Raw genomic sequence first — 20,631 nt, forward strand, 5'->3', positions numbered from 1 at the left:
TACTTACGTTTGAAGAATAAAATTAATAATAAGTAAATTTTAACTAGATAATTTATTGAGGAGTTAAATTAATGATAGTTGTAATTGGATTAATTAGTATTTTCGTAATAGTTCTATTTGTAATTCTTTTTATATTGTTTAACAAAAAATCCTCACAAGTTGATAATATCTGCCAAGCATTTGAGCAATACAAAAACTCTACACAAGAGGAGTTAGTATCACTAAGAAGTAAAGAAGTTACATTTAATATACTACTAAATCAAGAAAAACAAAAGAACATAGAATTAAAGCATGATAGCGTACAACGCATAGATGAGCTAAAACTAGAGTTAAAATTAGAGAGAGATAAAGCTTATAACTATATTGAAGAGATAAAAAATTATAAATCACAAATAGCAACGCTTGAAACTCAACTTAAAGAGCAAAATAATGCTCTAAGAGAGAAAATAGAATTATTGCAAAATAGTGAAACAAAGCTCAAATCTGAGTTTGAGAATTTAGCTAATAAAATTTTTGAAGATAGTTCAAAAAAACTCACTAAACGAAATCAAGAAAGTTTAAATAGTGTCTTAAATCCTGTCAAAGAGCAATTAAGAGATTTTAAGCAAAAAGTTGAAGATGTTTATGATAAAGAATCTAACGCCAGAAGTGCATTACAAAATGAGCTCAAAACTCTTAAAGAACTTAATCAAAAAATGACTACAGAGGCACATAATCTCACAAATGCTCTGAGAAGTAGTACTAAAAAGCAAGGTATATGGGGTGAGATGGTACTTGAAAATGTTCTTGAAAAATCAGGGCTTAGAAAAGGTTTTGAGTATTTTAGAGAGAAGCAGACTACAGATGATGAGGGTAAATTATATCGACCTGATGTCGTTATCAAACTACCTGATAATCGTGATGTTATCATAGATGCTAAGACTTCACTATTTGCTTATAATGACTATATGGTGGCTGATGATGATCACAAGTATTCTCACCTAAAATCTCATATTAGATCAATCAGAGAACATATCAAAGGGTTAGCCAATAAAAACTATGAAAATCTAAAAGGTATAAATTCATTAGATTTCATATTTATGTTTATACCAGTAGAGGGGGCTTTGTTACTTGCTCTTGATAATGACACAAGTTTATATGATGAGGCATTTAAGCAAAAGATAATTCTTGTTAGTCCAACTACTTTACTAGTCGCGCTTCGTGCTGTTGAAAATACTTGGCGATATGAAAAACAAGCTCAAAGTATCACAGATATATATACTAGGGCAGAAGAGCTATATAAAAAATTTGTTAGTTTTGTTGAAGATTTAGAAAAAGTAGGTAAGTCTATAAATGACGCTAATAAATCTTATGAAAATGCTTTTAATAAACTAAAAACTGGTCGTGGTAATCTAATAGGACAAGTTGAAAAACTTAAGCTAGTTTCAAATATAAAACCAAAAAAAGAGCTTGATAATAGTTTAGTTGAGAATGCAGTGATTGATAGCTAAATCATATTTTATATTAGCTAAGTTATTAATTTTAAAGTAAAATGTAAGATGTAATTTATAAAAAAACTATATTTTTCCTTAGAATCATTTTGGCAATATTTAGGACAGTCGTAGGATAAGAATTTTTGCCTTTTGCATTATTACTATAGCTATTTTGGTTATTATTCAAATTGTTGATAGTAATTTTGTACATACTCGTTACGGTCTGAGTTGGGGGAGCTTATGTATATATCTGTGATGGTGTGCTTATTGCTGTTTTAAGTATCTTTTTGCTATTCGCAGTATTCTATAAAAAAGCATTCGCTATTATTATCCTTATTTATTTAATGATTATTCATCTCTTAAATCAGATTTATCTGAGCTAGTAAAACTAAGACTGCCAAATGCAAGAAGTGGAAGTATAGTAGTAATTGTTCAAGGTTTTAGTTTACTAGCTTTAAGTATAGCTTGGATTTCTGAGAATATTTGGTTTATTGCTTGGAATTTCCAACTTGATTATGCTTAAAATTTAGAAGACTGACATAAAACTCTAGTTGCTTTTTTATTTCATGGAAAATATTTGTAAAGCTTTTATACTAAAAAACTTTTAAAAATTTCTGTTAACTTAGATAATCTATGATATATAGACACAAAAAATATTATTAAGCTATGGATATAATAGATTCACATATTCATTTTTGGGATATAAGAAATGGTTATAACGATTGGGTTAAAGATACGAACTTACCAGAACTAGTAACACCAGAACATTTGAATGCTAGTGCTTTTGTACATATAGAAGCTCATAGTGAAAAATTTGATTCTTTATGTGAATATAATTGGTTAAAATCTAAATTTAATAATAGAAATATTAAAATAGTAGCTTTTGTTGATTTTACTTTAGAAATTTCTCAGTTTGAAAAAAATCACATACTTAGCTGAACATGATGATATTGTTGGTATACGCCAAATTATGTCGAAAACATATAAATCAAGATATAGTCCATTTGAAAAGTCTATACCAAAAGATTTAGAACAAAAGTTAAAAATTCTAAAAGATCATAAACTTATTTTTGAAGCGCAAATGTATCCAGAACAGTTTTTACCTATTTTAGAAAAAATTAATAATTCTGATGTAAAAATGGTTGTAGAACATTTTAGTCTACCTTTATTTGGGCGTAATAATAATTTAATAGAATGGCAAAGATTTATACAAGAATGTAGTCAAAATACTAACTGGAATCTTAAGCTTTCTGGATTTGATTTAAATAATGAAATATCAAATGTAGAGAAAGCACTAGGCTTTGTTTTTGAGAATATTTCATTTCATCAATTATGTTATGGTTCAAACTTTCCTGTTTCAAATCATGATGATTATAATTCTTGGCAGAAATTTTTATATAAATAACTTAATAATAATGAAATATCTAAACATATCTTTAAAAATGTAGCACGTAGGGTTTACTTTGATAATCAAAAAATAGCATCATAAGGATTAATAATGAAGATAGTAGCAGTAGAAATATTTGATATATATTGTGATAAAAGACCATCTTGGTCACCAAGTATTTGTAAAAATAATAACTGATGAAGGTGTCACTGGTGTCGGTGAAGCGGGACTTGCTTATGATTTGGGTCATTCAGCAGCAGCAAATATGATTAAAGAGTTTGCACAAGAAATGGTCATAGGTTCAGATCCTTTTGCAAGTGAAAAATTATGGGATAGGATGCTACGTGAGAGCTTTTGGGAACTTGGTGGAGGTCCTGTGATTTATGCAGCAATGAGTGCTATTGATATTGCATTATGGAATATAAAAGGAAAAGCCCTAAGAATGCCGGTGTATCAGCTTTTAAGAGGTAAAACTAACAAAAAGCTTAGAACTTATGTAAGTCAACTTCAGTTTGATTGGGATGAATATGAGCGTAAAACATTATTTAAACCAGAAGATTATGCAAAAGCTACAGAAAAAGCTGTGGCAGAGGGTTATGATGCTGTTAAAATTGATCCTATGATGTTTGATAATAAAGGTGATACTCTTTATGATTGTACACTACCATTTCGCCGCGATCATTTGAATTTAATTCGTCAAAGAATGCAAGCTGTCAGGGATGTGCTTGGAGAAAATGGTGATATTATCTTTGAATGTCATAGCTTACCAAGTTTAACTTCAGCATTACAGTTAGGGGAAATTGCTCAAGATTTTAATTGTTTATATTTTGAGGAACCAGTTAATTATCTGAATAGTAAGCTTCATAAACCTTTAAAAGATAAGCTTAGAGTACCAATAGTTGCGGGTGAAAGGTTATATTTGAGACATGGTGTTAGAGAGAATACATAGAAAAACAAACAATTGATATTCTGCAACCAGATATTGGACTATGTGGTGGTCTTACAGAAGCTAAGAAAATCTGTGATTATGTCGATATGTATGATGTGAAAATTCAAGCACATGTTTGTGGGGGGCTATAGCTACGGCAGCAAGCTTACATTTAGAGAGTGCTATTCCAAATTTTATAATTCATGAACATCATACTTATGCTATTAAAGATTTTAATAGGGAACTTTGTATCCAAGATATTTAGCCCATTAATGGATATTTTGAAGCTCCAAATACTCCAGGCTTAGGTATAGAAATAAATGAAAAAGCTCTTTCTAGAAAAACAAATAAAATAGTTGTTAAATAAGATTTATCTATAATTTTTTGTTAGTGTTTTAAATACCTCAAATTCTAAATGGCAAGTGTTTATTTTGGTAAACTGCTCTACAGTCTTTTTACATATTTCTTGAGGAATTTGTCTAATTTTTTGACCTGTAGCGAGAGTTTTTACTTCAATTTCAATAGCTTGTTCAAAATAATAGTGCTTGTAAATTGCTTTTTCAATCGACTCTGCAGTTGTGATAATTCCATGATTATCCTAATATCATCATACTATTTTTTTTACCCAGACTAGTTACAATTGCTTTACCTTCACTATCTAGAGCTAGTCCATCATAATGGTGATATGATACATCATCATAAAATCTTAATGATTGTTGATTAGTAAACTGCATACCACATTCTAATGAAGATAATATTACAGCATACTTACTATGTGTATGGATAATAGCATTAATATCCTTTCTAGCTTTATATGTTTCTAAATGAATATTAGCAGCTTGTGGCATTACTTTATAGCTATTATCTGAAACTATTTCTCCGTTAGGTGTTACTGTGACGATATTTTTCTTAGTAACTTTATCAAAGGTTACATTGTGTGGTGTAATAATTATATTTCCATTTGGAAGCCTTGCTGATATATGTGTAGCGAGTAAGTCATCCCAACCATAATAATGTATTAAATGATGACAAACTGCCAATTTTTTCTGAATACTTTTTCTGTAGACATGTCTCAATAATTCACTTATAACTTGTTATTTTAAATTTTATCACTTAATTATAAATTTAATCTAGTTTTAAATTATTATATGTCTAAAGATTTATTTCTTCGATACAAAAATACTATCTTTGATATAAAATCTGTATGGCATATCTTTTGCTTTTGATATACCGATTCTTTGTGTCTGAACTATATCATTGTCATTGATTAAATCATTATTATATCTAAGATGAATAGGACTATTTATATCAAGTAAGTTAATACCATTATCTTTTAAAGTAATATTTAATGCCTGTGTTAATTTTGCTGGGCCTGAACATAAATCTGTTAGAATTATTTTTGATCTATTAATCTGCATTTGTTCAATTCTAGCTATTGGCTCAAGTGCTCTTATAAGTACAGCCTCACCAATCCCAAAATCTGATGTCACAACATTGATACAGTAATGCATTCCATAGGTAAAGTATACATAACTAGTCCCTGCTTGTGCATACATCATTGAATTCCTCTTTGTTTTATTGTTATATGAGTGACAAGCAGGGTCATTATACAAATATGCTTCGGTTTCAACTATTTTCCCTACTAATATTTTATTATTATATTTACTCACTAAAAAATGCCCTAGTAATTTTTTTGCAACATCAATAGTTTTAAGTTCAAGGATTGCTTCTAAATTATTCATGGTTCCAAATTAATAACTCTTTATTGGTTATAATTTTAGCAAAATTCAATAGATGTTATATTGATTAAGCTGCAAGGATTATATAGTATCTACTAAGATATTATTAACTAATAACGGTAATATATGTCTAAATTATTAGTTGTCATTGATATGCAAAAAGGTTTTGATTACCCTGAAGCTAGAGCTATAATTGTAAATCTCAATAAGTTTTATTCTTATTTCAATAATGTTAATTTTGCAATGTTCGAAAATAGAAAAAATTCTCTTTTTGAAACTCAATTAAAATGGGTTAATTTTCAAAATGAAGAAGATAGAAAGCTTATTGATAGTATAGAATTACCAGAAAATGTTCATTTTACCAATCATCATAACTATACGGTATACAATGATGAGCTTAAGGCCTTAATAAAAAAACTTAAACCGACAAAAATCTATCTTGCTGGATTGTTTTCAGATGTTTGTTTATTAAAAACAGCTATGGATATGTTTGATGATGGTATTGTTGCTTATGTTGTCAAAGATTTGAGTGCTTCACCACATGGTGATGTTACCAATCATATTGCTTTTGCAACTATGAAAATGATTATAGGAGCTGATCGTATAATATCTACTAGAGAGGTAGCTAATGGATAATATATATCAATGGATAGTATCATCATTTTATGATTATCAATCATATTTTGAGTTAGTTGCTGCTGCAACTGGCGTAGCTGGAGTATATTTTTCATATAAAAGAAATATTTTAGTATATATTGTCAGTTTTATATCATCAGCAATATATGTATGTTTGTTGTATGATTGGGAGCTTTTTGGTGATATGTTACTGAATTTTTATTATTTAGTAGCAAATGTTATCGGCTTTTTTGCTTGGGTAAAGCACTTTGAAGGCGATAGTAAGATACACGTTTATGTAACAAAAGCAGACAGTCATCAGAAAAAAAATTCTTTGTATATATTTATAATTACTTTTGCTATTACACCATTTATTTACGCACTACAAAAACAAACTTCTATTATAGATTTACCTATATACTCATTTATAGATGCGTTTGTTACAGCAATATCTTTTGCTGGGGTTTATTTGCTGATAAAAAGAGCTATAGAGAGTTGGTATTTGTGGGCCATAGCAGATATTATTTCGGTACCTTTATTCATTTATAAAGGTTATAATGTCACCGCTTTGCAATATGCAATATTCTTGATATTAGTTTATCTAGGTTATAAAGAGTGGCTGCGTGATTATAACCAAAATAAACATCATTCAATTTAATTCCATATAGTCTAGAATTATATTTATTATAATCAAGCAAGAAATCTAATATCTAAGTTGTAAGATGATTAAAACAAATATATTAGATCATTTAGTATTGACAGTCAACGATATTGTTAAAACTGTTGAGTTTTATACAAAAATTGGTATAAAAACAATTAATTTAAACAAAACCGCGTAGTATTAAAAATTTGGTGAGCAGAAAATTAAATTACATTTATTTAAGTAGTGAGTTTGAGCCTAAAGCGCAAAATGTAAAAGAAGATAGGTGCTAATTTATGCTTTATTGTAGATACTAATTTAGATGAGGTTATAAAAGAACCTAATAAACTAAATATAAATTTATAGAAGAAGAAATAGTAAATAGAATAGGAGCTATTGGAAAGAGAAGATCAATCTATGTTAGAGATCCTGATTTTAATTTAACCGAACTATAAAATTATTATTAGACATACTATAGAATTTTAGTTTGAGTTTTTATAAATTTTATCTAATTTTTATTTACTAAAAGACTATAAAAAAGTTAGATATGTATAATCAAAATAAACAACCACTAATAATATTAAAACTTAGTGTAATTTATTATAGTATATGCAGTATCATTATTCTAATTACTTCCAGAATATATAAATATGCATAACGAACCTCTAATTCCAATTTTTGTTTTTGTAATGCTAGGTATTCTGGTAGTTACAATTGTCTTAAAAAAATTAAAGCAACCATATGTAGTTGCATATTTGCTAACAGGGATATTACTAGGACCATATGGTTTAAAATTAATTCAAGATCAAGAAAATCTTGCGAGATTAGGTGAGATAGGGGTTATTTTATTATTATTCTTTGCAGGAATGGAGGTTTCGCCACGCAAGTTTGCTGAAAATTGGAAAGTTCCAACTATTGGGACAATACTGCAAATGCTTATAACAAGTCTAATTGTTTCGATAATTGGTCTAACGCTAGGATGGAGCCTTGCAAAAATATTACTTTTTGGTGCAGTTATTAGTTTAAGTAGTACTGCTGTAGTACTTAAATTATTAAATGATAGTGGCAGCATGAAAACTCGTTTAGGACAAAATGTCCTAGGGATTCTTCTAATCCAAGATTTAACAGTAGTACCGATGCTTATTCTTGTAAGACTAATAGGTGGAGAGCAACCATCAATTAGTCAGATAGTAATTCAGATTTTGGGAGGTATTCTTGTAATATCTATAGCAGCAATTATGGCGGTAAAAAAGAATATTAAAATATCTTTTATTTCTGTATTAGGAAAAGATGAGGAAATGAGAGTTTTTGCTGCTTTAGTAATTTGTTTTGGGATGGCAGCGCTTACTGAGTCATTAGAGCTATCATCAGCTCTTGGAGCTTTTGTTGGAGGAATGATTGTTTCTACTCTTGAAGAGACAGAGTGGGTTGGTCATAGTCTTTCAACCGTTAAGACGATATTTATGGCATTATTTTTTATTTCGGTAGGTATGTTGATCGATTTGAAATTATTTTGGGATCATGTATCTTTATTTGTTTCTCTTCTATTATTGACTTATTTATTAAATACAACTATTAATGCACTTATATTTAAAGCCTTAAGACAGAGAACTGAAGAGGCTTTGATAGGAGGTGCAATGTTATCACAAATTGGAGAATTCAGCTTTGTATTGATTTCTATGGGTTATGTTTCTGAAATTTTAAGTTCGACAATGTATCAGTATTGTATTACATTAATATCTTTATCATTATTATTTAGCCCATTATGGATTAGTGGAGTTAATCTTTACATTAAGAAATTTATCAAGAAGAGAGCTCAGAGCTAATTTCTTTGATAAGCTCTTGAATATATAGTTGTTCGATCTCTTTTTTATGTTCGACATAACAATAAAAACTAGCTTGCACATTTACAATATTCTCTTTATAGCTAAAGTTTTTACTTCAATATATAGTTTGAAATCATTAATGTTATAATTCTTGAATTTATTTTACTAATAACTGAGTTTTTTGAGAAATCACTACTAAAAAAATATTTATCAGCAATGATTCTTTTGATTAATTGTTCAAGCTTTTTAGCAATTTCGAGAGAATTTTTTTCTGCAGCTATAAGCCAGCACTTTATTCATATTTTCATCATTAGTAAAAGCTGTGATAATACTTGTATTACTATAGCATTAGGAAATTTTAAGAGTTTTCCAGTTATTCTTTTATCGCCATATTCAATAGTTCCATACATTCTAAAATAAAATAATTTTATCTCGGTAACATACCCATGATAATTTTGTACTTGGATATAGTCACCTTCAGAAAATAGGTCGCGCCAATTCATAATGATCTAGCCAAAAAGTTCATAACAGTTTCTTTATTAACTATTATCGACCAGCGGCAACTAAACTTAACATAGTAAGTAGGTTAGTGATTCCACCAAGCCATATTTTTATAAGAGCTAGGAAAAAACAATTATGCCAACATAAATTACCCACGATTTTATTTTTTGATCTGTTTAATGGATGTTACGCTCTTTTTTTAGTAAGTAAAAAGCCTAAGCTTGCTATTTATAGTTATCAATATCATGCTTAGTGATGAGTTTAGGGATATTACTATTTAGCTATGGCTATGACCCAACTCTGCTAGCAATGCTTATAGGTAGAATTCTTATAGTTATTGGATCCTCAGTGGCTTTATTGGTACATTAAAAGTAGCACTGATGTTTTATCTGAGAGAGTATTTCTAATTGCTGTTGGTTTTACATACTATAGGGGTAGTGGATATTTGGTTAGCTATTTTTGAGTTATCTTGTTATGCTGCATGGTTGGTAGTTGGCTTTAGTATTGATAGGATATTTTGGCATATTTTGGAGTGTTGTAATTATAGTAGTATTAAATTCTCCTACTACTAGTATTATTAACAGTAATAATTATAAGTTTAAATATCTAAGCTTTGCTCAAAGTTTTAAATTACTTTTAAATAAAAAACTTTGGCTTTTAGCTATATACGCTGGTCTAATGGTTGGTATAATAGTTAATTCTTTTTCTGAGTTATATGATGTTTTATTTTTAGAACAAGCTTATGGTTTATCACAGCATCTAGCAGCTAAAGTAAGTATGATGATGTTTATAGGTATAGCAGTTGGGTCCATCTCATGGTTTTATTGCTAGCTTATTTGGTGAAAAGGGTATGGATGCTAGTTTGTAATATTATTTATATGTAGCATTTTCAGTAGTGATAATTTTTACTGATTTTATTTCATTAGATAATTTATATATAATCTTTTTTGTGATTGGCTTTAGTGTATTGGGTATGCTTTTGGTATTTTCAGTGGTTGAGGAAATATTTCCACCACAGATTAAAGCAACCAGTTAATATGGTTATGCCTGTGTGGAGCTATTTTTCAATACCTAATCAGCTATATTAGTGTCTATATAAATGGTGGACCTTTGATTGGGGAGATAAATATTAATGTTTTTGATCGAGCTTTTATATATCTGATAATCCCACTTTTATTAAGCACTATTATAATCTTTGCTACTGTAGTAGAGAAATATAGAACTAGAGACATTAGTCTTAATAGTTTAAGTATATTCTAAGATCTATTAGATTATATCTAAAAATATAACCTCTTTTGTTGAGCAACAGAAAGTTTATTTAATCAAAAATACACTAATTAATACAACTAAAGCTATAAATCCTAGGAGGATACTTAAGCTGATTTGATAACCTGTGATTGTTGGATAAATTTTTGACCTTTTAATAAGTCTATTTTACACATTACACTTTGTATTTCAGCAATACCGACTTAATAATTTATTTGCCTCACCAGCTTCATAACAGATAAAAGGAATATCTAAATCTTGATGAATTCTACGAATACTAGATTGATTCATATTTACTGTGGTAATTACCAATGTTTGAAAAGCTCTAGCCATTTTTTATAGACTCTTCATCTTCACCGTTGAAATATACTTGTGGGAGTATTTTGTGATTTATGGCTCCTGTTTTAATTTGGATAGAGTAGTTTGCTTTTTTTATAATCTCTTGGGTTATTCTATAAGCGTAATGGTGCATATATGAACCATTCTCATCTCCTAGAAAAGCTTCTCTAAGGTATGGTTATACTTGATACTATGCACTAAATCAAAGACATTTAGTACAGGGATTGCTATGATTGTACCATTTAGTTGTTTAGGGTTAGTTTTTTCTAAAAGAGAGTTGATAATTTTCGATACTATTAAATTCATCACCATTAACCATGCCAAAAATCAATATATAACGACCTTCATTAACCCCATTAAGAATCTTTATTGGCAGATACATCGTCACACAAGAATATTGACTTGGTAATGGCTTAGCTAAAGTAGCCATTTCTCCCGGTTGAAAAGTATTGTCAAAAATTTTAAATTTCATAAATTTTCATATCAGATTTAAATTATTTGATTTAAAGGTAACGATAGTATAGCAAAGTGAAAATATTAATTCAAAAAGCGCCAAAGCCTGAGTATTGTCTACATAAACCCTAAAATAATTGTCGAAATACTCTATTTAGGCTTTTTAAAAATTGAAAAAACATTAGAATTAGTATTTTGTAGGGTATGTGAATTTTAAAGGTTAATGAAATGTCAGAAGATTTGATGATTTTTAGTGGTAATGCTTCTAAAAAGCTTGCTAGTGAAGTAGCTAAAGAGCTAGGTGCAACTCTTGGTAATGCAACAGTTGATAGGTTCAAAGATGGTGAAATACATGTTGTACTAAACGAGAATGTGCGTGGTAAGGATGTTTTTGTAATTCAATCAACTTGCCCACCAGCGGATAATCTGATGGAGCTTATTCTATTGATAGATGCGCTTAAAAGGTCATCTGCTGAGAGAGTAACAGCGGTTTTACCATATTTTGGTTATGCTAGACAAGATAGAAGATCAAAATCAGCAAGAGTACCAATATCTGCTAAAGTTGTAGCAAATCTTCTTCAAGCAGTTGGCTTAGATAGGATACTATCGGTAGATATCCATGCTGAGCAAATTCAAGGATTCTTTGATATACCGTTTGATAATGCTTTTGCAACTAAAATATTTCTAGAATATGTGCGTAAAAATCCAAAAAAATATCAAAATATTAAAATAGTATCACCTGATATGGGTGGCGTGGTAAGAGCTAGATCTGTAGCTAAAAACTTAGGTGTTGAGATTGCTGTAGTTGATAAAAGAAGACCTAAACCAAATGTTGCCGAGGTTATGAATATAATTGGTGAGGTTGATGGCAAACATTGTATACTAGTTGATGATATCATGGATACTGGTGGCACAATGTGTCAGGCAGCAAAAGCATTGATAGAGAAAGGTGGGGCTGCTAAAGTAACAGCATTTTGCGTGCATCCATTACTCTCTGGCGATGTAATTAAAAATATCGAAAATTCCGCAATTGATGAGCTTATTGTCACTGATTCTATACCTCTTAAGCCTCATGCTGAGGAGTGTAGCAAAATTAAAGTTATAACATTAGCGCCATTACTTGCTCAAATTGTTGAAAAAACTAACGGTGAGGAATCAGTTAGTGATATTTTCCGTACTGATGGTTTAGTCGATTAATTACTTGCATTAATAAATATAATTTACTACAATACAACAATTAATCTAGGGTCGCATAGATTAAGTTTATTTGTTTAAAAATTAATAAGGAATCTAACAATGGCAAATTTTGTTTTTAAAGCTGAAAAGAGAGAAGACTTAGGTACTGGTGCGAGCCGCCGTCTAAGAAGAGCTAGTAAAATTCCAGCTGTTATATATGGTGGTGACAAAGAAGCGGTATCTGTAGTACTTGATCATGATAAAGTTTTACATTCAACAGAAGACAAAGTGTTCTTTTCAAGTGAAATAACTTTAGATATCAATGGTAAGCAAGAGAAAGTAATCATCAAAGCATTACAAAGACACCCATATAAAGTTAAGCTTATCCATGCTGACTTTATGAGAGTATAATTATTTTATATTTATATTTATATTTATTTCCCTATATATTTTTCTATTAAAAAATGCTTGTGTTAAACTAGTAAATTAGTTGTAATTATATATTTATTAGATGAGTACTTATACTGTAGTTATTATTATATTTATACTTATTTGTACATCTGCTTTTTTCTCAAGCTCTGAGACGGCAATGATGTCATTAAATAAATATAAACTTAAGCATTTAGCTAAAAAAAATCATCGTGCTGCAAAAAGAAGTCTATGTTTAGTACACAATCCTGAGAGGTTATTGATTGCTATTCTTATTGGTAATACTTTTGCAAATATCTTTGCTGGAACTGTTATTTCATCATATTCTGAAGATCATTTTGGTGATATTGGACTGCTTATTGCAACTATTATCGTAACTATTTTAGTTTTGGTTTTTGGTGAGATAATCCCTAAATCTTTTGCAGCTATTTACCCACAAAGACTGACTTTTCCTTTTTCTTTACCATTAAAAATAATCATACTAATTTTATATCCAGCAGTAATATTTTTAAGTATGGTTTCAAAAGTAACATTAAAACTTTTTGGGGTCAAAATAGAGGCTGCTAATAATGAGTCTTTGGATAAAGAAGAGATTCAGACTGTTGTCAATGAATCAAATGCAAAACTTGGAGCTAAAAATAAAAATATGCTCTTGGGAGTTTTGGAGTTAGATAAAGTTTTAGTCCAAGAGGTAATGACTCCTTTAAATAGGATTGAATATATTGATTTAAGTAATTCAATCGATAAAATTTTAGCCAGAATTGCAAAGATGAGATCATTAAATATTATTTTGTGTGAGAATAATGTAAATAATGTTATTGGAGTTATTAGATTAAAAGAGATAACTAATTTATTAATCTCATTTAAAAAAGATCAGATATCCAAAGCAGCATTACGCACAATCTCCCAAGAAGCATATTTTATTCCTGAAACTGTCTCATTACAAACACAACTTATAAACTTTCAACAAAAAAGTAAGCACTTTGCAATTGTTGTTGATGAGTATGGCGATGTATGTGGCACAGTTACAATTGAAGATATTATGGAAGAGATAGTTGGCGAATTCTCTGATAGGTTTGATGTCAATAATAATATCCGTAAACTTGCAGATAATAGTTATCTGATAGGTGGTAGTGCTACTTTAAGAGAGATTAATCGTCATATAGGTATAGAATTTGAAAGTGAAGATGCTAAGACATTGTCTGGTTTTATAATTGAAGAGATAGAGGATTTACCATCTGGACCTTGTTGCATAAAATATAACAATACTCTATTAGAAATAATGAATATTAGAGATAATAAAATAGTCTCAATAAAGTTAACTAATATTTAGATTATTCCTTTTAGCGCGTAGATTTTTACAATTTATAGCGAGTTTAGCTGTTGTTATATTTATTATCTATTTTTAGATGTTTGTGCTTTGTTATTTTTAGAGAAGTATAACTATTGAGTAGAAATCATCATTTATAATATATACATCCATTCTATTACAATTAATATTTTGCATAAATTGACTTGGTTGAGTAAACCCAGTTTCTTAATAATATTGACCTTGATAAGTATATGGGCTAGTTTCCATTTGTTCAACACTCTGTTGAAAGTAGCCATGTATTAAATCATCCTTATTAATAGTATGTACCGCTTAGTTGATAGTTAGGTAGTATAAAACTAGTATTACAACCTATAATACAACTAAGCACTAATCAAATAAGGCCACTATGAGTTGTTTTATTAGCCATATGAAAGTGAATTAGACATTAAATCTAAAGTTAACTACATCACCATCTTTCATGATATATTCTTTACCTTCAAGGCGAGTTTTACCAGCTTCTTTAGCACCTTTTTCACCATTATATTTAATATAGTCATCGTATGCGATAACTTCAGCTCTGATAAAACCATGCTCAAAGTCAGTATGAATTACCCCAGCTGCTTGAGGTGCTGTTGCTCCTACAGGAATTGTCCATGCTCTGACTTCTTTAACACCTGCTGTTAGATAGGTGTGTAAGTTTAGTAAGGCATAACCAGCTTTAATAATTCTATCTAATCCAGTCTCAGATAGACCCATATCAGCCAAAAATTCTAGTTTTTCATCAGGCTCTAGCTGAGATATTTCTTGCTCCATAGCAGCACAAACAGGCACAACATTTAAGTTCTCTACTTTGGCATACTCTATAACTTTATCAAGAAGAGGATTGTTCTCAAAACCATTATCATTAACATTAGCAATATATAATACTGGTTTGCTAGTTAGTAGGGGAGTTTGTTTGAGCCATTTAGCTTCATCATCAGTTAACTCAAAAGTTTTTGCTGGCTTTTCTGATTCTAAATGATCTTTTAATTTAGTATAAAAATCTGCTTTAGCTAAGGTTTCTTTATCCCCTGATTTTTTCATTTTTGAGAATCTTTGTACAGCTTTATCACATGATTCTATATCAGCTAGAATTAGCTCCATATTGATAGTATTAATATCATCTATTGGGTCAACTCTACCGCTGACATGAATTATATTGTCATCTTCAAAACATCTTACAACATGAGCTATAGCATTTGTTTCACGAATATTTGCAAGGAACTTGTTACCTAAGCCTTCGCCTTTACTAGCTCCAGCTACAAGTCCAGCAATATCTATAAACTCCATCGTTGTCGGTATTATTCTTTCTGGATTAACAATTTTTGCTAATTCGTTAAGTCTTTGGTCTGGTACAGAAACGATCCCAACATTTGGATCAATTGTACAAAAAGGGTAGTTTTCTGCATCAATTCCTGCTTTTGTAAGAGCATTAAAAAGAGTTGATTTTCCAACATTTGGCAAACCCACAATACCACATTTAAATCCCATTATTCTATTCCTTATATATTATTTTGTATGTAGCTTCTGCATCACAGGCTCTAATTTGTAGTTTATTATATCATTTAAAAAACAGATACTATTATTAATAGCATCATCTATATCTTTTTTCTGAGCTATAGATGGGTTTGATAATACATAGTTAGCTACTTTTGATTGATGTCCTGGATGACCAATACCAATTCTAAGGCGTAGATAGTCATTAGTACCTAAGTGTTGGTTAATACTTCTTAGACCATTATGACCACCATGACCTCCGCCTTTTTTTAGACGAATTTCTCCAGAGTCTATATCTAGTTCATCATGTACTACAAGTATTTCTTCTGGCGCGATTTTATAAAAATTAGCGACTTTTGTTATAGCTAAACCACTGTTATTCATATATGTCGTAGGAAATACTAGTATCACATTATTGTAATCAATACTAACTTTAGCTATGTTACAATTAAGCTTAGGATTTGAGATAAAACTTTGTTTTTTATCTTGAGCTATTTTAGCAATAAACCATTCACCAACATTATGACGTGTATCTTGATATTCTTTGCCTATATTCCCTAGGCCAACAATCATTTTTATTTTAGGCATTTTTTGTAGTATTATTTAGTTGTAGTCTGTCTAGGGGTATTTTAGTTACTTCTTTAAGAATTTTACTATTTGGCTTAGCATTTTTCTGTAATTGGGTATAAAAATTGCCATTATGACAGCTCTATTATCATCAGGCCAAATAATAGCAATATCATTTGTTGTACCATATTGACAAGTGCCAGTTTTATCACCAACTTCCCATTTATTAGGTACTTCAGCAGCAATACGATTGTTACGAGTACTACTAGCTATAAGCCATTTTTTAAACCTTAAGCGATGTTTTATATCAAGTATAGCATTGCTAAAAGCAAGTTTATTAATATCTCTAGCCATAATTTTTGGTGTGGTTTTATTCTCGTTTGTTATTAGACTGACATGATTGACTTTAGGTTCTAAATTAGCAATTTTTGTCGTATGATCCGCAAGGGATAAAATAAACTTATTGAGATTTTTCAAACCACCTAGTTTTTCAATTAGAATATTTGTCGCAGTATTATCACCTTGCATAGATGCTTTACAAAGTTGTTTGAAAGTCATGGTTTGGTTGATGTGCTTTCTTGTAATAGGTGAGTAGCCAACAATTTGATTTTTAGAAATTTTTACCTTTTGATTCAGTAGTTTATTATCAGCCATACTTTGTTTAAGTATTGCACCAACTACAAGAAATTTATAGATACTACATATCGGAAAATAGAAACTAGCATTAACTGCAAAGTTACTCCAGTCATTTCTATTTATAATGTAGACACCAATTTTACCACCATGTTTTTTTCTATATTTTGAATATCATTGGTAACTTGGGTATCTATTTTGGTAGTAGCAAAGCTTAAAGCTACAACTAATATACTAATTATTAACGTAAATTTTTTCATAACTTAATTTAGAAGTTAGTTGAGGTTAAAAGTAAAAATTCATTAATTTTGTTGATATTAGCTTTTGCTGCTATAGTAGCATCTGTGAGTGGAAGCTTGTTACCACCTGAGATTTTTTTAAAGCTCCTTGAGGTGTTTTATAAACAATCGTAGGGAAACCTTCAATATCACTTGATAATCTTAAGTTACTTTCAGCTTTTTCATTTTGCTGTGTTAAGTTTTGGTCATATTTTTTTGTCTTATGATACTTAATCAACGCTTCAAGTGGGTCCTTTGAGTTAAAAATACTTCTAACAATCTCTAGACTATTGCGAAGTGCGCCTAAAGGAATCCAGCGTACTGCAAGTTCTCTTGAGTTAATCGCTGGTTGAGTTGCATCAAATAGACGATTACAATAACTACAATTAGGGTCTATAATAGCATAGAATTTATATGAAGCATCATCACTACCTTGCTGGATGTACGTAGCATATTTTTTAATATCTAGATAAAGATTATTTACTTGAGGTGAAGATGTGAAATAGTTTGCATAAATATTATTTAAACTAGTTAGCTTGTTTTGATTTCTATCCCAAGCTAAAAGTTCACCATTAATAATTACACCACCATCTTCACTAGTGAAAGTTACACTATGTTTGGTAGAGTCATTTTTATCTTGTAGAATATATGCTTGCAGATGGATACCTGTATAAAAAGTCTTTATAACTTTATATTATGGAAAGGCATGCTCAACAAGATATAAGCCTTGTTTGTTATCTGGTGAGATTTTGTTAAGGTTAGTAGTGCTAAAAATATACAGCACAACTAGTAGTATAACCACAAATAAAATTAGAATAGAGAAATTTTTTTGCATTAGTTATGACTAAAATTGAATTAGCATAACGTGATTATACCATATATAGATATTATCTTTAGTTAGTAGATAAAAAAATGTAGCCAAAATTATTGCAGGTCCAAAAGGTATGACATGAGTGCGTTTAGCAACAAGATTTATAGTAATAGCAATCACAATTCCAAATATACAACTTACAAAAATTGTATATAATAACATCGGGTAGCCAAACCAATCACCTACTGCTGCCAAAAGTTTAAAATCACCATGGCCAAAACCTTCTTTGCCTGTGAAAATTTTATACACCCAAAAAACTAACCACAGTGAAAGATAGCCAATTATAGCTCCCCACACAGATTGCTCTAGAGTAGTAAAAATATTATAGTAATTAAGTATTATGCCAAGCCATAGCAATGGTATTGTCAACGAGTCCGGAAGGATTTGGTGTTTAGCATCGATAAAGAATAGTGATATAAAAAAGCTACTTAAAGTTACTAGAGCTAAGCTCTGAATTGTAAAACCAAAATAATAGAAAATAGCTACAAATAAGCTAGCAGTGATAAATTCTAGTAGCAGATATTCAAAAGATATTTTTTCTTTACAGAAGAAGCATTTACCTTTGAGTAAAAACCAACCAATTATCGGAATATTATGACGATATTTTAGTTTATTATGGCATTTTGGGCATTTAGATGGTGTTAATAAACTAAAATTCTGTAAGGGTTGGTGCTTATCAAACCCAAGTATTTCTCGAGCAATAGCTTGTTCAGCAGCAAATAGTTTATTTGGTATCCTATATATCAAAACATTCAAAAAGCTACCAATAGTTGCACCAAATAGAAATATAAACGAGAAAATTATATAGATATCGTAGTACATATTATTTATGTTCTGGTACACATTGCTTATTTTTAGATTTAAGTTTATTGACACCATCAATAGCAGCAATACGATAAGCCTCAGCCATAGTAGGGTAGTTAAATGTGGTGTTCAAAAAGTATCTGATAGTATTATGCTTACCAGGCATTGACTTGATAGCTTGACCAATATGGATAATCTCAGATACTCTATGACCAAAGCAGTGAATGCCGAGGATCTCTAGAGTCTCTTTATGGAAAAGTATCTTTAGCATACCTGTTTCACTTCTTGAAATTTGTGCACGAGCTAGATCTTTAAAATAGGCTCTACCAACTTCATAAGGAATATTCTCAGTGGTTAATTGCTCTTCAGTTTTTCCAATGCAGCTAATCTCTGGGCGGGTATAGATACCTGTTGGGATATCCTCAACTAACTTGTCATTACAAGAGCCATCTATAATATGTGTAGCTGCAAATCTACCTTGGTTAAAAGCTGATGATGCAAGTGAAGGAAAACCTATAGCATCACCCACAGCATAGATATTCTCTTGAGTAGTTTGATAATTATCATTAACTTTGACAAGACCTCTTTGAGGGTCATACTCAACACTAATCTTATCTAGATTAAGACCATTTGTATTACCAGCGCGCCCAAGAGCGAATAAGACATAATCAGATTCGATAATTTTACCTGAGTTAAGTGTTGTGACTACTTTATCGCCTTTTGCTTTGATACTTTTATAAGTTTCATTGTGCATTAGGTTAATTTTCTGATTAACAGTGAAGTGATTTGTCAATGTTTCAATAATTTCATCATCAAGAAATGACATTAATTTATTTCTAGTGTTGATAAGATTTACTTGAATATCAAGTGTTCCAAGTATAGAGGCATATTCACAACCAATTACACCTGCACCATAAATAGTAATCGATTTAATATTTTTGTCTTTTAATTTTAGAAGCTTATCACTATCTAAAATTCTTGGATGAGTAAAGTCAATATCATTAGGTTGATATGGACGAGATCCTGTAGAGAGAATGAACTTTTTCGCAGTAATGATTCCAGTTGAGCCATTTTTGCGTGAGATTTTTATTTTATGCTTGTCGATAAAACTAGCAAAACCATAGAAAACATCAATTTCATTATTAACGAAACGGTTTTTCTTAATCTCTCTTTGTTTGATAACTATTTTATAAGCAGTATCAAGCATCTCTGGGAAATCGAAGCTTTTTTTATTATACCAAACTTCACGCGATAGCTGTCTTAGAGCCTTACTTGGAATTGTTCCCCAGTTATTACAACCACCACCAATAGCATCATCCTCGATGATAGCTACTTTTTGCCCGTTCCTAGTTGCTTTCATCGCAGCCCCTTCACCACCAGGACCACTGCCTATAATAATAATATCGTAATTATATTCCATGGTTTTACTCCACACCCTCTATTTTCTTTAAAAATCGGCAAACACATTGTCAAAATAATAACATAGTATAAGTTTATATTGACTAGTTTTAGACAAATTATTGATATTTTATGAGCATTTCAGCAATTTTCTTAGTAGGTGAGACGATTTGATCAACACCAATATTATTGCAATATTTATACTTCATATTTATCAAGCTTGATAGAAATTTTTGGTTGATTACTTATTTTAGTTATCTTGTTTAAGTACTTCTTTAATTGCTAGAAGTGTTAGAATCTTTTTCATTAAGTATAAAAATACTTTTTGCTTTAATGATATTCGCTTTGATAAGTGCATCATAGTCATGTTATTATGCGTCAATGAAATGTTTTTTTGTTCTTCATCGATATTTATAAATTTTTGCTGGTAATTTTTTCTAGATAACAATAAGATTATCAAT

The 20,631-nt window shown here is 30.0% G+C and carries 15 protein-coding genes and 8 pseudogenes; 12 read left to right on the top strand and 11 right to left on the bottom strand.

The features are described 5' to 3' along the window. Nucleotides 1–71: 71 nt before the first annotated feature. From C9379_RS01080 to C9379_RS01100, 5 genes and pseudogenes are all read left to right on the top strand, one after another. On the top strand, nucleotides 72–1,490 hold the full coding sequence (locus C9379_RS01080; RefSeq protein WP_143385068.1) for a DNA recombination protein RmuC: 1,419 nt from the start codon (nucleotides 72–74) through the stop codon (nucleotides 1,488–1,490). Between the two features lie 648 nt (nucleotides 1,491–2,138). Continuing rightward, nucleotides 2,139–2,961: pseudogene (locus tag C9379_RS01085) on the top strand (amidohydrolase family protein). A gap of 46 nt (nucleotides 2,962–3,007) precedes the next feature. After that, on the top strand, nucleotides 3,008–3,808 hold the full coding sequence (locus tag C9379_RS01090; RefSeq protein WP_318263383.1) for a mandelate racemase/muconate lactonizing enzyme family protein: 801 nt from the start codon (nucleotides 3,008–3,010) through the stop codon (nucleotides 3,806–3,808). Between the two features lie 32 nt (nucleotides 3,809–3,840). Beyond that, nucleotides 3,841–3,939 carry a hypothetical protein gene (locus tag C9379_RS01095; RefSeq protein ID WP_343377521.1) on the top strand — a complete coding sequence of 33 codons (99 nt, stop codon included), beginning with the start codon at nucleotides 3,841–3,843 and terminating at the stop codon, nucleotides 3,937–3,939. Further along, nucleotides 3,924–4,052 (top strand): hypothetical protein, encoded by a 129-nt coding sequence (locus C9379_RS01100; protein WP_318263382.1) that lies wholly within the window; start codon nucleotides 3,924–3,926, stop codon nucleotides 4,050–4,052. Before C9379_RS01095 ends, C9379_RS01100 begins: the two co-directional genes overlap by 16 nt. 105 nt (nucleotides 4,053–4,157) lie before the next feature. On the opposite strand, the pseudogene C9379_RS01105 reads toward C9379_RS01100, so the two are convergent. Beyond that, a pseudogene (locus C9379_RS01105) lies at nucleotides 4,158–4,863 on the bottom strand (class II aldolase/adducin family protein). 84 nt (nucleotides 4,864–4,947) lie between these two features. Beyond that, nucleotides 4,948–5,529 (bottom strand): DNA-3-methyladenine glycosylase, encoded by a 582-nt coding sequence (locus C9379_RS01110; RefSeq protein ID WP_143385067.1) that lies wholly within the window; start codon nucleotides 5,527–5,529, stop codon nucleotides 4,948–4,950. Nucleotides 5,530–5,652: 123 nt separating this feature from the next. On the opposite strand from C9379_RS01110, the gene C9379_RS01115 reads away from it, so the two are divergent. The 3 genes from C9379_RS01115 to C9379_RS01125 all read left to right on the top strand — a co-directional run bounded on the left by C9379_RS01115 (nucleotide 5,653) and on the right by C9379_RS01125 (nucleotide 8,607). Beyond that, nucleotides 5,653–6,162: an isochorismatase family protein gene (locus C9379_RS01115; RefSeq protein WP_143385066.1), complete on the top strand. Its 510-nt coding sequence runs from the start codon at nucleotides 5,653–5,655 to the stop codon at nucleotides 6,160–6,162. Next, on the top strand, nucleotides 6,155–6,799 hold the full coding sequence (gene pnuC, locus C9379_RS01120; RefSeq protein WP_143385065.1) for a nicotinamide riboside transporter PnuC: 645 nt from the start codon (nucleotides 6,155–6,157) through the stop codon (nucleotides 6,797–6,799). The genes C9379_RS01115 and pnuC overlap by 8 nt, the downstream gene beginning before the upstream one ends. 632 nt (nucleotides 6,800–7,431) lie before the next feature. Then, the gene (locus C9379_RS01125; RefSeq protein WP_143385064.1) at nucleotides 7,432–8,607 is read left to right on the top strand and encodes a cation:proton antiporter; all 1,176 of its coding nucleotides are present in this window, start codon (nucleotides 7,432–7,434) and stop codon (nucleotides 8,605–8,607) included. Between the two features lie 296 nt (nucleotides 8,608–8,903). On the opposite strand, the pseudogene C9379_RS08630 reads toward C9379_RS01125, so the two are convergent. Next, a pseudogene (locus tag C9379_RS08630) lies at nucleotides 8,904–9,355 on the bottom strand (mechanosensitive ion channel domain-containing protein). Here C9379_RS08630 and C9379_RS01135 point away from each other — a divergent pair. Then, a pseudogene (locus tag C9379_RS01135) lies at nucleotides 9,343–10,368 on the top strand (MFS transporter); the annotation flags it as partial. The pseudogenes C9379_RS08630 and C9379_RS01135 sit on opposite strands and share 13 nt — an antisense overlap. Before the next feature lie 119 nt (nucleotides 10,369–10,487). On the opposite strand, the pseudogene C9379_RS01140 reads toward C9379_RS01135, so the two are convergent. Next, a pseudogene (locus C9379_RS01140) lies at nucleotides 10,488–11,185 on the bottom strand (M14 family metallopeptidase); the annotation flags it as partial. Between the two features lie 209 nt (nucleotides 11,186–11,394). Between C9379_RS01140 and C9379_RS01145 the strand changes: the two are divergent. The 3 genes from C9379_RS01145 (at nucleotide 11,395) to C9379_RS01155 (ending at nucleotide 14,104) form a co-directional block, all read left to right on the top strand. After that, a complete protein-coding gene (locus C9379_RS01145; RefSeq protein ID WP_143385063.1) occupies nucleotides 11,395–12,363 on the top strand; it encodes a ribose-phosphate pyrophosphokinase in 969 nt (322 codons plus the stop codon). Between the two features lie 99 nt (nucleotides 12,364–12,462). Next, the gene (gene rplY / locus C9379_RS01150) at nucleotides 12,463–12,753 is read left to right on the top strand and encodes a 50S ribosomal protein L25 (RefSeq protein ID WP_143385062.1); all 291 of its coding nucleotides are present in this window, start codon (nucleotides 12,463–12,465) and stop codon (nucleotides 12,751–12,753) included. 100 nt (nucleotides 12,754–12,853) lie between these two features. Further along, a complete protein-coding gene (locus C9379_RS01155) occupies nucleotides 12,854–14,104 on the top strand; it encodes an HlyC/CorC family transporter (protein ID WP_143385061.1) in 1,251 nt (416 codons plus the stop codon). Nucleotides 14,105–14,200: 96 nt separating this feature from the next. On the opposite strand, the pseudogene C9379_RS01160 reads toward C9379_RS01155, so the two are convergent. The 7 genes and pseudogenes from C9379_RS01160 to sthA all read right to left on the bottom strand — a co-directional run bounded on the left by C9379_RS01160 (nucleotide 14,201) and on the right by sthA (nucleotide 20,192). Next, nucleotides 14,201–14,471 (bottom strand): annotated as a pseudogene (locus C9379_RS01160) (hypothetical protein). 50 nt (nucleotides 14,472–14,521) lie between these two features. After that, the gene (gene ychF, locus C9379_RS01165) at nucleotides 14,522–15,613 is read right to left on the bottom strand and encodes a redox-regulated ATPase YchF (RefSeq protein ID WP_143385060.1); all 1,092 of its coding nucleotides are present in this window, start codon (nucleotides 15,611–15,613) and stop codon (nucleotides 14,522–14,524) included. Nucleotides 15,614–15,631: 18 nt separating this feature from the next. Beyond that, nucleotides 15,632–16,207, bottom strand: a complete 576-nt coding sequence (pth, locus tag C9379_RS01170) for an aminoacyl-tRNA hydrolase (protein WP_143385059.1) — start codon at nucleotides 16,205–16,207, stop codon at nucleotides 15,632–15,634. Then, nucleotides 16,200–17,079, bottom strand: a pseudogene (gene bla, locus C9379_RS01175) (class A beta-lactamase). The gene pth and the pseudogene bla overlap by 8 nt, the downstream one beginning before the upstream one ends. Before the next feature lie 8 nt (nucleotides 17,080–17,087). Further along, nucleotides 17,088–17,932, bottom strand: a pseudogene (locus C9379_RS01180) (DsbC family protein). Nucleotides 17,933–17,941: 9 nt separating this feature from the next. Continuing rightward, nucleotides 17,942–18,790, bottom strand: coding sequence for a prepilin peptidase (locus C9379_RS01185; RefSeq protein WP_143385058.1), 849 nt, complete (start codon nucleotides 18,788–18,790; stop codon nucleotides 17,942–17,944). Nucleotide 18,791: 1 nt separating this feature from the next. Next, a complete protein-coding gene (gene sthA / locus C9379_RS01190) occupies nucleotides 18,792–20,192 on the bottom strand; it encodes a Si-specific NAD(P)(+) transhydrogenase (RefSeq protein WP_318263380.1) in 1,401 nt (466 codons plus the stop codon). Nucleotides 20,193–20,631 lie beyond the last annotated feature (439 nt).

It is taken from the genome of Francisella-like endosymbiont (assembly GCF_003069505.1).
GTDB lineage: Bacteria > Pseudomonadota > Gammaproteobacteria > Francisellales > Francisellaceae > Francisella.

What these genes read in the sequence shown, in the direction of transcription:
- C9379_RS01145 (WP_143385063.1), top strand. Translation starts at nt 11,395, where the DNA reads ATGTCAGAAGATTTGATGATTTTTAGTGGTAATGCTTCTAAAAAGCTT.
- sthA (WP_318263380.1), bottom strand. Translation starts at nt 20,192, where the DNA reads ATGGAATATAATTACGATATTATTATTATAGGCAGTGGTCCTGGTGGT.
- ychF (WP_143385060.1), bottom strand. Translation starts at nt 15,613, where the DNA reads ATGGGATTTAAATGTGGTATTGTGGGTTTGCCAAATGTTGGAAAATCA.
- C9379_RS01125 (WP_143385064.1), top strand. Translation starts at nt 7,432, where the DNA reads ATGCATAACGAACCTCTAATTCCAATTTTTGTTTTTGTAATGCTAGGT.
- C9379_RS01185 (WP_143385058.1), bottom strand. Translation starts at nt 18,790, where the DNA reads ATGTACTACGATATCTATATAATTTTCTCGTTTATATTTCTATTTGGT.
- pnuC (WP_143385065.1), top strand. Translation starts at nt 6,155, where the DNA reads ATGGATAATATATATCAATGGATAGTATCATCATTTTATGATTATCAA.
- C9379_RS01080 (WP_143385068.1), top strand. Translation starts at nt 72, where the DNA reads ATGATAGTTGTAATTGGATTAATTAGTATTTTCGTAATAGTTCTATTT.
- rplY (WP_143385062.1), top strand. Translation starts at nt 12,463, where the DNA reads ATGGCAAATTTTGTTTTTAAAGCTGAAAAGAGAGAAGACTTAGGTACT.
- C9379_RS01155 (WP_143385061.1), top strand. Translation starts at nt 12,854, where the DNA reads ATGAGTACTTATACTGTAGTTATTATTATATTTATACTTATTTGTACA.
- C9379_RS01110 (WP_143385067.1), bottom strand. Translation starts at nt 5,529, where the DNA reads ATGAATAATTTAGAAGCAATCCTTGAACTTAAAACTATTGATGTTGCA.
- pth (WP_143385059.1), bottom strand. Translation starts at nt 16,207, where the DNA reads ATGCCTAAAATAAAAATGATTGTTGGCCTAGGGAATATAGGCAAAGAA.
- C9379_RS01115 (WP_143385066.1), top strand. Translation starts at nt 5,653, where the DNA reads ATGTCTAAATTATTAGTTGTCATTGATATGCAAAAAGGTTTTGATTAC.